We start from the raw sequence: 13,800 nt of genomic DNA, 5'->3' as shown, positions 1-13,800 counted from the left end.
TTGAGAGCATGTGATGCGTCCGACCGACATTGCGATCTCGAACTATCGCTCCATTCGGCGGCTCTCCATACCCATCCATCCCCTGTCGGTGTTCGTCGGCGAAAATGGAGTCGGCAAGTCCAATCTCTACAAGTCCTTGTCGCTGTTGCGCGACGCGGCGACCGGTCAGATCACCCGCACGATCGCCGATGAAGGCGGTTTGAATTCGGTCTGCTGGTCCGGCATACGCAAGCGAGGCGAAGACGGGCGGCTGCGGCTGTCGGCGACATTCGACGGCATGAGATATTCCATCGAGCTCGGATTTCCCAGCCCGCTTCAGGCGGCATTTTCCGGCGAGCCGATGATCAAGGCCGAAACGATCGAAACGACGCGCGGCAAACGCACGGTCAAGCTGATGGAGCGGATCAATTCGCTCATCAGCGTCCGCGGCGAGAGTGGCGCCTGGAACGCTCACAAGGATGCGGTGCTGCCGTCAGAGACCGCGCTTGCGGCTTTTTCCGATGGCAAGCAATGCCCGGAAATCGACCTGATCAGAAATGCAATGCTGGGCTGGCGATTCTATCATGACTTTCGCACTGATCCGGCGTCACCGATACGAAAGCCTTGTCTGGCGATCGCAACGCCCTCGCTCAGCGCCGATGGCATCGATCTGGCTGCCACCCTGGCGACCCTCTATGTCATTCGGGAAGACGCCGACGACCTGCAGGACGCGATCCAGGATGCATTCCCGGGTGCCGAACTCCGCGCATGGGAAGAAAATGGCAGGTGTGAATTCGATCTGCAATTGCCGGATATGCCGCGGCCGTTCAGGGCTCATGAACTATCCGACGGGACGCTGAAATACATCTGCCTGCTCGCGGTATTCATGGGCTATCGGCTGCCGCCGTTCATTGCGCTGAACGAACCCGAGACCAGCCTGCATCCGTCGCTGCTTGCGCCGCTGGCCCGGCTCATCGCCAAGGCATCGCGCCGCGCCGACATCTGGATTGTCACCCATTCGGAACAGTTGATGGACGCACTGCGAAGCGAGAGTTCGGTCCCGCTCCGCCGGGTGATCAAGTCGAAAGGCGCCACGGCGATCGAGGGCCTGACCATCGGCGGTGAATATCGCGACGACGAAGCCGACGAGGACGATGAGGACGACGATTCCTAACCGTCGTCGATCGAGCCGTCGTGCTGCTGCGGCCTACTTCCGCAAGATCTTCACCAATTCCCCGTGCACGTATTCATTCCCGCACACGACATTGCCTGTCACCAGCGCGTCGCCCGGCGTATCGATGTCGGTGATCGTTCCGCCCGCCTCGCGCAGCATGATCAGACCCGCCGCGATGTCCCAGGATTGCAAATTGCGCTCCCAGTAGCCGTCGAGGCGGCCGGCGGCGACGAAGGCCAAGTCGAGCGAGGCGGCGCCGAAGCGGCGCAGGCCGGCGACGCGCTCCTGCATCGCGGTCATCTCGCGACGGAATTCCTCGTGGTCGCCGCGGCCGATATGAGGCAGGCCGCAGGCCACCACGCATTCGTTGAGCTGACGGCGGCCGGCCACGCGCAGCCGCTGGTCGTTGAGGAAGGCGCCCTTGCCGCGCTCGGCGATGTAGAGCTCGTCATTGGCGGGATTGTAGATCACGCCGGCGATGATCGTGCCCTCGCGCGAAAGCCCGATCGAGATCGCGAATTGCGGGATGCCGTGCAGGAAGTTGGTGGTGCCGTCGAGCGGATCGACGATCCAGGTGTGGCTCTTGTCGGAGCCCTCGCGCGTTCCGCCTTCCTCGCCGATGAAGCCGTAGCCGGGCCGCGCCTTGGCGAGGTCCTGGTAGAGGATCTCCTCGGCGCGCTTGTCGGCCAGCGAGACGAAATTCGCCGGTCCCTTCAGCGAGACCTGGAGATGCTCGATCTCGCCGAGATCGCGCTTGAGGCTGCGGCCGGCGCGGCGCGCGGCCTTGACCATGACGTTGATAGTTGCGGAATATAGCATGAGCTTCCGGTCTTGATCGGGGGAAATGGCGCGAAATCGCGCCTGTTTGAGGGATGGGGTGCCCTGCGGGGGCCTCAACGTCAAGTCATTTGGCCCCGAGCCATTTCCTGGCGGCGGCCTCGGCCTTGGCCCGGTCCTCGGCCGGCAAATCGGACAATTGCTTGTCCAGCTCCGGATCGCCCTTGCCGGAGGTCTTGGCCACCAGATGCCACTTGAAGCCTTCGACCTTGTCCACGGCCGTGCCCATGCCGTTGATCAGCACCCAGGCCAGCCGGTTCTGCGCGATCGCGCTGCCCTGGCGGGACGCCTTGCGGAGCAGGGCGACGGCCGCCGGCTGGTTCTTCGGCGTGCCGGTGCCGTTGAACAGCGCGATGGCGTATTCGACCTCGGCATCGACATTGTCGGTCAGCGTGGCGACCTGGAGCAGACGCACCGCCCGTTCCAAATCCTTCGGCACGCCAGTGCCTTCCTTGTAGAAGGTCGCGAGCGCGTATTGCGCCTCGGGCAGGCCGGCATCAGCCGCCTGGCGCAGCAGCTCGGCGGAGCGCTTGACGTCCTGCGGCAGGGTCTGGCCGTCGAGATAGAGCAGCGCGAGATTATAGGCCGCCTTGGGTTCGCCGAGCTTGGCGGCGGACGCCATCAGCTTGACCGCCTCATTTTTGTCGACCGGGCCGCCGCGGCCGGTCATCCTCAGCATGGCGAGCGCGAACATCGCCTCGCGGTCTCCGGCGTCGGAGGCGCGCTTGTACCATTGCAGCGCCTTGGTGTAGTCGCGTCGGATGCCCATGGCGTTGGAATAGAGCTCACCCAGCATGGTCATCGCTTTGGCATCGCCGGTTTCGGCACGGGCCGTGGCGAGTTCGAAGGCGGTCTTGTACTGGCCGCGCTGATAGGCGCCGTACACCAGATCGACGTTGGGGTTGTCGGTCGGCGGCGCCGGAATCACGGTCGCGGCCGGAGCAGGCTTTGGGGAAGCGGAAGGTTTCGGGGAGGCTGAAGGTTTGGGTGCCGGCGGCGCTTCCTTCTTCTTGGTGATGGTGTGCGGCGTGGCCTTCGGCTTGTCTTTGGTTTTCTCGGCCGAAGCGCCCGGCGTTGCCACCGGCGGCGTGATCTGGAGCTGCGCGGCCGCGGGCGCCGTCAGCAGCAGCGTGGCCAGCATGATGATGCGCGGGAGCTTCATGTCGGGCGCTAGCCGTGCTCCTGGTCTGCAAGCGCAGTCGCATGAGCCTTCTTGATCGCAGCGTCGGCCTCGATCAGCGCAGCCTTGGGTCCGCGCGGATCGGCCCAGATGAAGTCGCCCACCAGCACGAAATCGGCGCCGCTGGCGGCGAATTCGTGGGCCTCCTCCAGCGAGATGGCAAAGCCGACGCAGGGCGGTTCGAACAGCTCGGCCCACCAGTCCAGCCGCTCAGCGATCGCTTGCGACGACGGCCGCTGGCCCTTTGCGTCGGGTTCGCCGAACAGCACGTAATCCGCGCCAATCTCGCCCGCATCCATCGAATGGTGCCGCGTCGTCAGCCCGCCAACGCCCGCGATGCGATCGGGCTTCAGCGATGGCAGCGCCTCTTTCAGCGCGGCGATGCCGGGCAGATGCGCGCCGTCGGCGCCGCCGCGTGCGACGAGCTCAGGATGGCCATCGACAAGCAGCGCCGCGCCCGCTTTCTGAGCCGGCGGCGCCAAGGCCTTGATCCGCGAGATCATGGTGCGCTGATCGGTCTGCTTCAGCCGCAGCAGCACGGCCGCGACATCGGCGGCGGCGAGCAGGCCGGGCAGCTCGGCCAGGAGCGAAGCGGGATCGTCGACGACAGGCGTCGCGAGATAAAGGCGCGGCGCCGGGCGCGGCGGAGGAGATTTGTTCGACAAGATCTAGGCCGCTTTCTGTTCCAGGCTGCTTTGCCATTCGCCTTTGCAGGCGAGGCCATTCATGCGCGCGCGGTGACTGAATGCGCTTTGTCCGGCCGCGACGTTCTCGGCCTTGCCTGACCAGGCCTTCTGCGGCGCGGCCTGGAGTGCGCGACCATAGGAGAAGGTCAGGCCCCAGGGCAGCGGGCCGAGCTTGTGCATGGCGTTGAGATGCGCCGTTGCCTCTTCATCCGATTGGCCGCCGGAGAGGAAGGCGATGCCGAGCACCGCCGCGGGCACGCACGCCTTGAGCAGCCGTATCGTCTTCTCCGCGACCTCCTCGACGCAAGCCTGCTTCGCGCACTTCTTGCCGGAGATGGCCATGTTCGGCTTCAGCACCATGCCCTCGAGCGCGACGCGCTGCACGCGCAATTCCTGAAACGTCTTGTTGAGCACACGGCTCGTCACCTCATAGCAGCGATCGATGTCGTGATCGCCGTCCATCAACACTTCGGGTTCGACGATCGGCACGATCTGCGCGGCCTGGCACAGCGCTGCGTAGCGCGCCAGCGCGTGGGCGTTGACGCTGATCGCAGTCATGGAAGGGATGCCACTGCCGATGTCGATCACCGCGCGCCATTTGGCGAAGCGTGCGCCGCGCTCGTGATATTTCTTCAGCCGTTCGGCGAGCTTGTCGAGCCCGACGGTGACGAGCTCGCCCGGACACATCGGCAGGGCTTGGGTGCCTTCGTCGACCTTGATCCCGGGGATGGCGCCGCTGCTCTCGATCAGCTTGACCAGGGGCGTGCCGTCCTTCGCGTTCTGCCAGATCGTCTCGTCATAGAGGATGACGCCGGAGATGTAGCGGCTCATGGCTTCGTTCGAGCGGAACAGCATCTCGCGATAGTCGCGGCGGTTCTCTTCGGTCGATTCCACGCCGATCGCGTCGAAACGCTTCTTGATGGTGCCGGAGGATTCGTCGGCGGCAAGGATGCCCTTGCCGGGCGCGACCAGGGCGGTCGCGATCCTGTTCAGCTCAGTCAGATTCATCGAGATGTCCTCCCAAAACGATTCTGCCCTTGCCGGTGAAAATAGACCGTTCTCGGGCAAATGCCGAGTTAACGTTCGTCGCAGGGTAAGGGCTGGGGCAGCGTTGGGCCGGCCGGGCGACTCTTCACCTCGCCCCGCTTCGGGGAGAGGTCGGATCGCCCTTGCGATCCGGGTGAGGGGGGTACAGGTCCCGCAGTCATCTCATCTGCCGAGAGAGCCCCTCACCCCAACCCTCTCCCCGCGAAGGGCGGGGAGAGGGGAAGGATAGAGCAGCTTACGCCACCTTCGGGGCGAGCTCGCCCTTGGCGTAGCGCTTGGCCATCTCGGCCGTGGTCAGCACCTTCTTGATCTTGGAGGCTTGGCCCGCGGTATTGAATTCCTGGAGCCGCTGCTTGCACAGCCTGGTCATCGCTTCCATCGCGGGCTTCAGGTACTTGCGCGGATCGAACTCTTCGGGATTGTCCTTGAGCACTTTCCGGATCTGGCCGGTCATCGCCATGCGGTTGTCGGTGTCGATGTTGATCTTGCGCACGCCGTTCTTGATGCCGCGCTGGATCTCGGCAACAGGCACGCCCCAGGTCGGCTTCATCTTGCCGCCATAGGCGTTGATGATGTCCTGGAGGTCCTGCGGCACCGAGGAGGAGCCGTGCATGACGAGATGCATGTTCGGCAGCTTGCGGTGGATCTCCTCGATCACGTTCATGGCGAGGATGTCGCCGTCGGGTTTGCGGGTGAATTTGTAGGCACCGTGAGACGTCCCCATCGCGATCGCGAGCGCGTCGACCTGGGTCTCCTGGACGAACTTCACGGCTTCATCCGGATTGGTCAGGAGTTGGTCGTGGCTGAGCTTGCCCTCGGCGCCGTGGCCGTCTTCCTTGTCGCCCATGCCGGTCTCGAGCGAGCCGAGCACGCCAAGCTCGCCCTCGACCGAGATGCCGCCGAGATGGGCCATGTCGGTTACGGTCTTGGTGACGCCGACATTGTAGCCCCAGTCACCGGGGGTCTTGCCGTCGGCCTTGAGCGAGCCGTCCATCATCACCGAGGTGAAGCCGGCCTGGATCGCGGTCATGCAGGTGGCCGGCTCGTTGCCGTGGTCGAGATGCACGCAGACCGGGATGTGCGGGTAGATCTCGGTCACCGCGTCCATCATGTGCTTGAGCATGACGTCGTTGGCGTAGGAGCGCGCACCGCGCGAGGCCTGGATGATGACGGGCGCGTCGACCTGGTTGGCCGCGTCCATGATCGCCAGCGCCTGCTCCATGTTGTTGATGTTGAAGGCCGGGACGCCGTAATCGTTCTCCGCCGCATGGTCGAGCAATTGACGCAACGTGATCCGAGCCATCTGTGTTTTTCTCCCGTTTGGGCCTGCAAGGCCACTGCTTGAAGGCGGCTGACGACTTGCCGACCGATTACTTGGTGCGCAGAACTTCGACGCCGGGCAGGGGCTTGCCTTCCATCCATTCAAGAAATGCGCCACCGGCGGTCGAGACATAGGTGAACTGACCGGCCACATGGGCCTGGTTGAGAGCCGCGACGGTGTCGCCGCCGCCCGCGATCGAGATCAGCTTCTTGGCCCTGGTGCGCTCGGCGGCATGCTTGGCGGCGGACATCGTGCCGCGGTCGAACGGCTGCATCTCGAAGGCACCGAGCGGTCCGTTCCAGACCAGCGTCGCCGCATCGTCGATCGCGGCATGGACACGTGCGATCGACTGCGGACCGACGTCGAGGATCATGCCGTCGGCCGGGATCGCGTCGAGGCCATAGGCGTGCGACGGCGCGTTGGCCGCGAAATGATAGGCGACGGTAGCGTCGACCGGCAGGATGATGGCGCAGTTGGCGGCTTCGGCCTTTTCCATGATGCGCAACGCGGTCGCGGCGAGATCCTTCTCGGCCAGCGACTTGCCGATGCCGACGCCCTGGGCGTGCAGGAAGGTGTTGGCCATGCCGCCGCCGATCACGAGCGCGTCGACCTTAGTCACGAGGTTTTCGAGCAGGTCGATCTTGGTCGAGACCTTGGCGCCGCCGATGATAGCGATGACAGGCTTGGTCGGTGAGCCCAGCGCCTTCTCCAGCGCGACCAATTCGGCCTGCATGGTGCGGCCGGCATAGGCGGGCAGCTTGTGGCCGAGGCCTTCGGTCGAGGCGTGGGCGCGGTGCGCGGCCGAGAACGCGTCATTGACCCAGATGTCGCCGAGTTTTGCGAGCTCCGCGACAAAGGCCGGATCGTTCTTCTCTTCCTCTTTGTGGAAGCGGGTGTTTTCGAGACAGAGGATGTCACCGTCCTTCAAGCCGGCAACGGCCTTGACCGCGGGCTCGCCGATGCAGTCGTCGGCGAAGGCGACGGGCTTCTTCACCACCTTCGACAGCGCCTCGGCCACGGGCTTGAGCGAGTCCTTGGCATCGCGCCCTTTCGGCCGGCCGAAATGCGCGAGCAGGATGACCTTGCCACCCTTGTCCGAGATTTCGGTGATGGTCGGCGCGACGCGCTCGAGCCGGGTTGCGTCGCTGACGCGGCCGTTCTCCATGGGCACGTTGAGGTCAACGCGCAGCAGCACGCGCTTGCCCTTCACATCGACGTCGTCGAGGGTGCGGAATGATTTCGTCATCGGAGGCCCTTGTCCCGGGCGCACCGCGGCGCGTAGTGCCGCCGTGCAGAACCGGGACCCAAATTGCGGCGAGTCCCGCGGTTAGTTAAACGGGCCCCGGCTCTGCGACGCAGCGCTTCACGCTACGTCGCGTCCGGGACACGAGAGCGGAGTTAGATCACCTTCGACATCGCGACGGCGGTATCCGCCATACGATTCGAGAAGCCCCACTCGTTGTCGTACCAGGACATCACGCGCACCAGCGTGCCGTTCTGCACCTTGGTCTGGTCCATGTGGAATGTCGAGGAGTGCGGGTCGTGGTTGAAGTCGATCGAGACGTTCGGCGCGGTGGTGTAGCCGAGAATGCCCTTGAGCTGCTGCTCGGAGGCACGCTTCATCGCCTCGTTGATTTCCTTCGGATCGGTGGCGCGCTTGGCCACGATCTTGAGATCGACGACCGAGACGTTCGGGGTCGGCACGCGGATCGCGACGCCGTCGAGCTTGCCCTTCAGTTCCGGCAGCACGAGGCCGATCGCCTTGGCGGCGCCGGTCGAGGTCGGGATCATCGACATCGCAGCCGCGCGGCCGCGATAGAGATCCTTGTGCATGGTGTCGAGAGTCGGCTGGTCGCCGGTATAGGCGTGGATCGTGGTCATGAAGCCGGTCTCGATGCCGACGAGGTCGTTCAGCACCTTGGCGATCGGCGCAAGACAGTTGGTGGTGCAGGAGCCGTTGGAGACGACCAGATGTTCCCGGGTCAGCGTGTCGTGGTTGACGCCGTAGACGATGGTGGCGTCGGCGCCGTCGGCGGGCGCAGAAACGAGAACGCGCTTGGCGCCGGCAGTCAGATGCGCGGAGGCCTTGTCCTTCGAGGTGAAGATGCCGGTGCATTCCATCGCGATGTCGATGCCGAGATCTTTCCAGGGCAGCTTCGAGGGATCGCGCTCGGCGGTCACCTTGATCTTGTTGCCACCGAGGCTGATCGTGTCGCCATCGACGGTCACGGTGCCGGGGAAACGGCCATGGACGCTGTCGAAGCGAAGCAGATGGGCGTTGGTCTCGACCGGGCCGAGGTCGTTGATGCCGACGACCTCGATGTCCTTGCGGCCGGACTCAGCGATGGCCCGCAGAATGTTGCGGCCGATGCGGCCAAAACCGTTGATTCCGACGCGGACTGCCATGTTTCGTCTCCTTCAATGACCGTTGTCATCCCGCACAACGCGCTAGCGCGCCTGCGAGGGTTTTTTTAGGGCGGACGCCCGGTTCGGCCGGGCGGGGCTTGATCATATGGGACGTTAGGTAGTCCTTTTTTTCGGTAATCTCAACTCTCAGGAAACGCGTTTCAGAACGGCGTTAACCGCGGCCTCGGCGGTAATGCCAAAGTGCTGGAATACCTTGTTGAGAGGGGCGCTGGCGCCGAAGGAGTGCATGCCGATAAACTCGCCATCCTGGCCGATCACGGCGTCCCAGCCCCAGCGCACGGCGGCCTCGATTGCGACCTTGATGGGGGCATTGCCGATGATCTCGTCGCGGCGCTCCTTTGGTTGCGCTAGCAGGAGCTCGAGCGAGGGAACCGAAACCACCCGGGTCGGAATGCCGCGCTCGGCGAGCTGCTTCTGGGCGGCCACGGCCATCTCCACTTCGGAGCCCGAGGCGAACAGCGTCGCCTTGGCTTCGCCCTGGGCGGCCACCAGCTCGTAGGCACCGAACCGGCAGGGGCTCTCGTTCGGTGCGGTGGTGCGCAGTTGCGGCAGGTTCTGACGGGTCAGCGCCAAGACTGTCGGGCCGTCGATGCGGTTGAGCGCGAGCTCCCAGCACTCGGCAACCTCGATGGAATCGCACGGACGGAACACGCGCATGTTGGGAATGGCGCGAAGTGCTGAGAGATGCTCGACCGGCTGGTGGGTCGGGCCGTCTTCGCCGAGGCCGATGGAATCGTGGGTCATGACATAAACGACCCCGGTCCCCATCAATGCGGCGAGCCGCATCGCGGGCCGCGCATAATCGGTGAACACCAGGAAGGTCGCGCCGTTCGGCGCAAAACCACCGTGCAGGAAGATGCCGTTCATCGCCGCGCACATGCCGTGCTCGCGGATGCCGTAATGGATGAAGCGGCCCTTCGGCGTCTTGGCCGAGAACGCGGTTGCGGACTTCGCCTTGTTGTTGTTGGAGCCGGTGAGGTCGGCCGAGCCCGCCAGAAATTCCATCGGCATCGCGCCGGCAATCACTTCGATCACGGCTTCGGAGGATTTGCGGGTCGCCGCATTCATCGGCTTTTCCAGCAGCTCCTTCTTGTAGGCGCGCACCGCCTTCGCGAGCGCGGCCGGGCGCTCGTGGCGCAGGCGACGCTCGAACTCGGCGCGCTTGCGGCTGCCGAGTTCACCGAGCCTTGCTTCCCATTCCTGTCGTGCCGCCGCGCCGCGGCTGCCGGCCGCGCGCCAGGCCTTGAGCACGTCGTCGGGCACCGAGAACGGCTCCAGCGAAATGCCGAGATTTTCCTTGGCGGCCTTGAGCTCGTCGGCGCCGAGCGCTTCGCCGTGCACCTTGTTGGTGCCGGCCTTATGCGGGGCGCCGAAGCCGATGGTGGTGCGGCAGGCGATCAGCGTCGGCTTGTTTGATTTCTGCGCGCGCGTGATCGCGGCGGCGATTGCGGCCTGGTCGTGGCCGTCGATCTTTTCGGCGGCCCAGCCCGCCGACTTGAACCGCTTCACCTGGTCGACGGAGTCGGAAAGCGAGGTCGGACCGTCGATCGAAATGCCGTTGTCGTCATAGAGCACGATCAGCTTGTTGAGCTTCCAGTGCCCGGCCAACGCGATCGCTTCCTGCGACACGCCTTCCATCAAATCGCCGTCGGAAGCGATCACATAGGTATGGTGATCGACAATCTTCTTGCCGAACTCGGCGGCGAGCATCTTCTCGGCGAGCGCCATGCCGACGGCGGTGGAAATGCCCTGGCCGAGCGGACCGGTGGTGGTCTCGATGCCCTTGGTGTGGCCGTGCTCGGGATGTCCGGGTGTCAGCGATCCCAACTGGCGAAAGTCCTTGAGCTGGTCGATCGTCATCTCTGGGCTGCCGATCAGATACAGCAGCGAATAGATCAGCATCGAGCCGTGCCCGGCCGAGAGCACGAAGCGGTCGCGGTCCGGCCAGTCCAGCGCGGCGACGTCGAATTTCAGGAATTGCGTGAACAGCACGGTCGCCATGTCGGCGGCGCCCATCGGCAGGCCCGGATGACCCGATTTCGCCTTCTCGACGCCGTCCATGGCAAGGCCGCGGATCGCATTGGCCATACGGTTGTGATCGACCTGCGTCATGTCTGAAAATCCGTCTGAAATGAGGCGCTTGTGGCTGGATTTGGCCGCGCCGGAAGGAGCCTTTCGGCCGCTGGGGTCGCGGCTGGGATAGCATCTCGGTTCCGACAGGCCAAGGCAATCAAACGCCGGTTTGGCCGCAAAAGTTGCTTAGCAGTGCATAGGTTTCGCGGCGGCGTTGCGATTCCCTAGCTTGCCACGTAAATTTCTGCTTCTAACCGCTTGCCGAACCGAGTCTTTTGCCGGACGGCAAGCCCCAGGAAAAGCCCAAAGGAAAACTCCAAGGGCAAGGCCACAGGTTCCGCCGCTGACTGCATGAACGATCGCGTATCCAACAGCTCTGCCATGACCGAGTCCTCGGCCGTCGAGATCGAGATCGCGACCCGCAGGCTCATGGCGGCGCTCGACTCGCTCGAAAGCGCGGTGGAGCGGCGGCGCGATGCCGATCGCGACGAGAACGAGCTCGCGGCGCGGATTCAGGCGCTCGGCGCGGACCGCTCGCGGCTTGCCGACGAGCTCGACGGCGCGCTGGTGAAGGCACGCAAGCTCGAGCGCTCCAGCCGCGAGATCTCCGATCGGCTGGATTCCGCGATCGTCACGATACGTTCGGTGCTCGATACCGGAGAGGACGGATGAGCCACATCAACGTCACCATCAACGGCCGGCAATACCGCATGGCCTGCGAGGAAGGCCAGGAGGTGCGGCTGCTCAAGCTGGCTGAAAGCCTGGAGACGCGGATTCAGTCGCTGCGCGGAAAGTTCGGCGAGATCGGTGATGCCAGGCTCACCGTGATGGCGGCGCTGACCGTCTGCGACGAACTGGTCGATGCCGGCAACCGCATCCGGACCATGGAGCAGGAGCTGACCGAACTGCGGGATTTCCGCAACGCCGCCGTCGAGCGCGCCCGGTTGACCCAGACCGCGGTCGTGAACGCACTGAACTCTGCCGCCGAGCGCATCGAGAAGTCGACCCAGGTCCTGAACCGCACCGTCGGCAACGGGATCGCCATCGGCTGACCCTTCACCGGGCTGGCGATTCGTCAGCATCGTTGTTACATTGCCCAAGCGGGGCTGCGACGCGCGTCAGGAGCCATTATCCCCGGGGCCTTATCGATCCTTTAGGGAACTGTCCCTGGCCGGGCCCGTGGGCTCGGACATATGGTGCCCACCTACTTTCGTAGGGAACTCCGGGATCGAGTGCTTCAACGGCGTTCGCGGCTTCGCACTTTTGTTTTTCTTCCTTCTGGTTCGTGCCTGTCGAAATTGCGTCCCCGACACGCTCGCGGTTTGATTTCGGTGTCATGCCCCGCGCAGGCGGGGCATCCAGTACGCCGCGCTGTCGAGGTTTTTGCATTGGCGTCTCTGGAATACTGGATCACCCGCCCCAGTGCGCAAGGGCGCACAAGGCGGGTGATGACGGCGGAGCAAGGCTCAGCCTTCGGAGCAAGCGCGCATGACCAACACCAAAGCCGAACTCCGTGCCAAAGCCCTCGCGGCGCGCGATGCGCTGAGCGAAAAGAAACGCATCGCCGCCGCCGCCAAGCTCGCCAAGCGCGGGCTGCCATTCCAGCTTCTGCCTGGCAGCATCGTATCGGGCTATTCGCCGATCCGCAGCGAGATCGATCCGATGCCGCTGCTGAAGAAGCTCGCCGAGCAGGGTGCCAGGCTTGCGCTGCCTTGCGTCACTGCGCGGGGCCAGGCGCTGATCTTCCGCATCTTCCATCCGAACGATCGCCTGATGCTCGGCCCGCTCGGCATTCCCGAGCCGTCGCCTGGGGCCGCTGAAGTCATTCCCGACATCATGCTGACGCCGCTCGCTGCCTTCGATCGTCTCGGCCATCGCATCGGCTATGGCGCGGGGCACTACGACCACACCTTCGCGCATCTGCGAAAAACCAAGACCATCGTCGGCATCGGGCTCGCTTTTGCAGCGCAGGAGATCAAGGCGGTTCCGGCACTAGCCCACGACGTGGCGCTGGATTATGTGCTAACGGAATCGGACGTATTCGATTTCCGGAGTTCTGAAGTTGCGCATTCTCTTCGTGGGTGATGTCGTCGGCCGTGCCGGGCGCAATGCCATCGCCGAATATCTGCCTGGCATGGTCAAGGACTGGTCGCTCGATTTCGTCGTCGTCAACGGCGAGAATTCCGCCGGCGGCTTCGGCATCACGGAAGCGATCTATCAGGAGTTTCTCGACGCCGGCGCCGACGCGGTGACGCTCGGCAATCACTCCTGGGATCAGCGCGAAGCACTGGTGTTCATCGAGCGCGCGGAGCGCCTGGTGCGGCCGGCGAACTATCCGCGCGGGACGCCCGGCCGTGGCGCCGCGTTGGTCGAGACCAAGAACGGCAAGCACGCGCTCGTCGTCAACGCTTTGGGCCGCGTCTTCATGACCCCGTTCGACGATCCCTTCGCGGCCCTCGAGCGCGAGCTCGGCGCCTGCCCGCTCGGCATTGCCGCGGACGCCATCGTCGTCGACTTCCATTGCGAGGCGACCAGCGAGAAGCAGGGCATCGGCTTCTTCTGCGACGGCCGCGCCAGCCTCGTCGTCGGCACCCACACCCATGTGCCGACCGCCGACCACCAGATCCTGTCGGGCGGCACCGCCTACATGACCGATGCCGGCATGACCGGCGACTACGATTCCATCATCGGCATGCAGAAGGAGGAGCCGTTGCGCAGGTTCACCTCCGGGATCCCCTCAGGCCGCTTCGAGCCGGCAGCGGGCGCTGCGACGCTCAGCGGCGTTGCGGTCGAGACGGATGACGCGACGGGGCTTGCGCTCCGTATTGGGCCGGTGCGCGCCGGCGGCAGGCTGGAGCCGACGACGCCGAAATTCTGGCTGAGCTGAATTGCAGCGGCAGATCCCGCTGCACCTTCTCCCCTTGTGGGAGAAGGTGGCGCGAAGCGCCGGATGAGGGGTCGCTTCCGCGAATTCAAATGCGAGTTGGACGCGTGGAGACAACCCCTTACCCGGCTTCGCTTCGCGAAGCCACCCTCTCCTGCAAGGGGAGAGGGTGCAGCGTCAGTCGGCGCGAGA

14 protein-coding genes and 1 other RNA gene are annotated in these 13,800 nt (G+C 64.6%); 6 read left to right on the top strand and 9 right to left on the bottom strand.

The window, feature by feature from the left end; translation table 11 throughout:
* Nucleotides 1–13 precede the first annotated feature (13 nt).
* Complete coding sequence (locus IVA93_RS32405) at nt 14–1,153, top strand: AAA family ATPase (RefSeq protein ID WP_018454610.1); 1,140 nt, start codon at nt 14–16, stop codon at nt 1,151–1,153.
* A 33-nt stretch (nt 1,154–1,186) separates the two neighbouring features.
* Here IVA93_RS32405 and IVA93_RS32400 read toward each other — a convergent pair whose 3' ends face one another.
* From IVA93_RS32400 to IVA93_RS32360, 9 genes are all read right to left on the bottom strand, one after another.
* Nucleotides 1,187–1,972, bottom strand: coding sequence for an inositol monophosphatase family protein (locus IVA93_RS32400; RefSeq protein WP_018454609.1), 786 nt, complete (start codon nt 1,970–1,972; stop codon nt 1,187–1,189).
* Between the two features lie 85 nt (nt 1,973–2,057).
* Nucleotides 2,058–3,152, bottom strand: coding sequence for a tetratricopeptide repeat protein (locus IVA93_RS32395; protein WP_018454608.1), 1,095 nt, complete (start codon nt 3,150–3,152; stop codon nt 2,058–2,060).
* 8 nt (nt 3,153–3,160) lie between these two features.
* The gene (locus tag IVA93_RS32390) at nt 3,161–3,835 is read right to left on the bottom strand and encodes a thiamine phosphate synthase (protein ID WP_018454607.1); all 675 of its coding nucleotides are present in this window, start codon (nt 3,833–3,835) and stop codon (nt 3,161–3,163) included.
* Between the two features lie 3 nt (nt 3,836–3,838).
* A complete protein-coding gene (locus IVA93_RS32385; RefSeq protein ID WP_247789464.1) occupies nt 3,839–4,864 on the bottom strand; it encodes a class I fructose-bisphosphate aldolase in 1,026 nt (341 codons plus the stop codon).
* Between the two features lie 274 nt (nt 4,865–5,138).
* Nucleotides 5,139–6,206 carry a class II fructose-bisphosphate aldolase gene (fba, locus tag IVA93_RS32380; protein WP_018454605.1) on the bottom strand — a complete coding sequence of 356 codons (1,068 nt, stop codon included), beginning with the start codon at nt 6,204–6,206 and terminating at the stop codon, nt 5,139–5,141.
* A gap of 67 nt (nt 6,207–6,273) precedes the next feature.
* Nucleotides 6,274–7,470, bottom strand: a complete 1,197-nt coding sequence (locus IVA93_RS32375; RefSeq protein WP_018454604.1) for a phosphoglycerate kinase — start codon at nt 7,468–7,470, stop codon at nt 6,274–6,276.
* 152 nt (nt 7,471–7,622) lie between these two features.
* A complete protein-coding gene (gene gap / locus IVA93_RS32370) occupies nt 7,623–8,630 on the bottom strand; it encodes a type I glyceraldehyde-3-phosphate dehydrogenase (protein WP_018454603.1) in 1,008 nt (335 codons plus the stop codon).
* A gap of 147 nt (nt 8,631–8,777) precedes the next feature.
* The gene (gene tkt / locus IVA93_RS32365) at nt 8,778–10,763 is read right to left on the bottom strand and encodes a transketolase (RefSeq protein ID WP_018454602.1); all 1,986 of its coding nucleotides are present in this window, start codon (nt 10,761–10,763) and stop codon (nt 8,778–8,780) included.
* Nucleotides 10,764–10,948: 185 nt separating this feature from the next.
* A complete protein-coding gene (locus tag IVA93_RS32360) occupies nt 10,949–11,107 on the bottom strand; it encodes a hypothetical protein (RefSeq protein WP_018454601.1) in 159 nt (52 codons plus the stop codon).
* On the opposite strand from IVA93_RS32360, the gene IVA93_RS32355 reads away from it, so the two are divergent.
* The 5 genes from IVA93_RS32355 (at nt 11,076) to IVA93_RS32335 (ending at nt 13,611) form a co-directional block, all read left to right on the top strand.
* Entirely contained in the window at nt 11,076–11,396 is a 321-nt protein-coding gene (locus tag IVA93_RS32355) for a DUF4164 domain-containing protein (RefSeq protein WP_026232773.1), read from the top strand. The two genes, IVA93_RS32360 and IVA93_RS32355, sit on opposite strands and share 32 nt — an antisense overlap.
* On the top strand, nt 11,393–11,776 hold the full coding sequence (locus IVA93_RS32350) for a cell division protein ZapA (RefSeq protein WP_007599950.1): 384 nt from the start codon (nt 11,393–11,395) through the stop codon (nt 11,774–11,776). Before IVA93_RS32355 ends, IVA93_RS32350 begins: the two co-directional genes overlap by 4 nt.
* Before the next feature lie 48 nt (nt 11,777–11,824).
* Nucleotides 11,825–11,984: non-coding RNA, 6S RNA (gene ssrS, locus IVA93_RS32345), on the top strand.
* A 228-nt stretch (nt 11,985–12,212) separates the two neighbouring features.
* A complete protein-coding gene (locus IVA93_RS32340; RefSeq protein WP_018454600.1) occupies nt 12,213–12,809 on the top strand; it encodes a 5-formyltetrahydrofolate cyclo-ligase in 597 nt (198 codons plus the stop codon).
* Complete coding sequence (locus IVA93_RS32335; RefSeq protein WP_018454599.1) at nt 12,787–13,611, top strand: TIGR00282 family metallophosphoesterase; 825 nt, start codon at nt 12,787–12,789, stop codon at nt 13,609–13,611. The genes IVA93_RS32340 and IVA93_RS32335 overlap by 23 nt, the downstream gene beginning before the upstream one ends.
* Nucleotides 13,612–13,800 lie beyond the last annotated feature (189 nt).

This window comes from Bradyrhizobium sp. 155, from assembly GCF_023101105.1.
Taxonomy (GTDB): domain Bacteria; phylum Pseudomonadota; class Alphaproteobacteria; order Rhizobiales; family Xanthobacteraceae; genus Bradyrhizobium; species Bradyrhizobium canariense_D.
The sequence above is the reverse complement of the archived record's forward strand: the minus strand, read 5'-3'. Positions and strand labels throughout refer to the sequence as shown.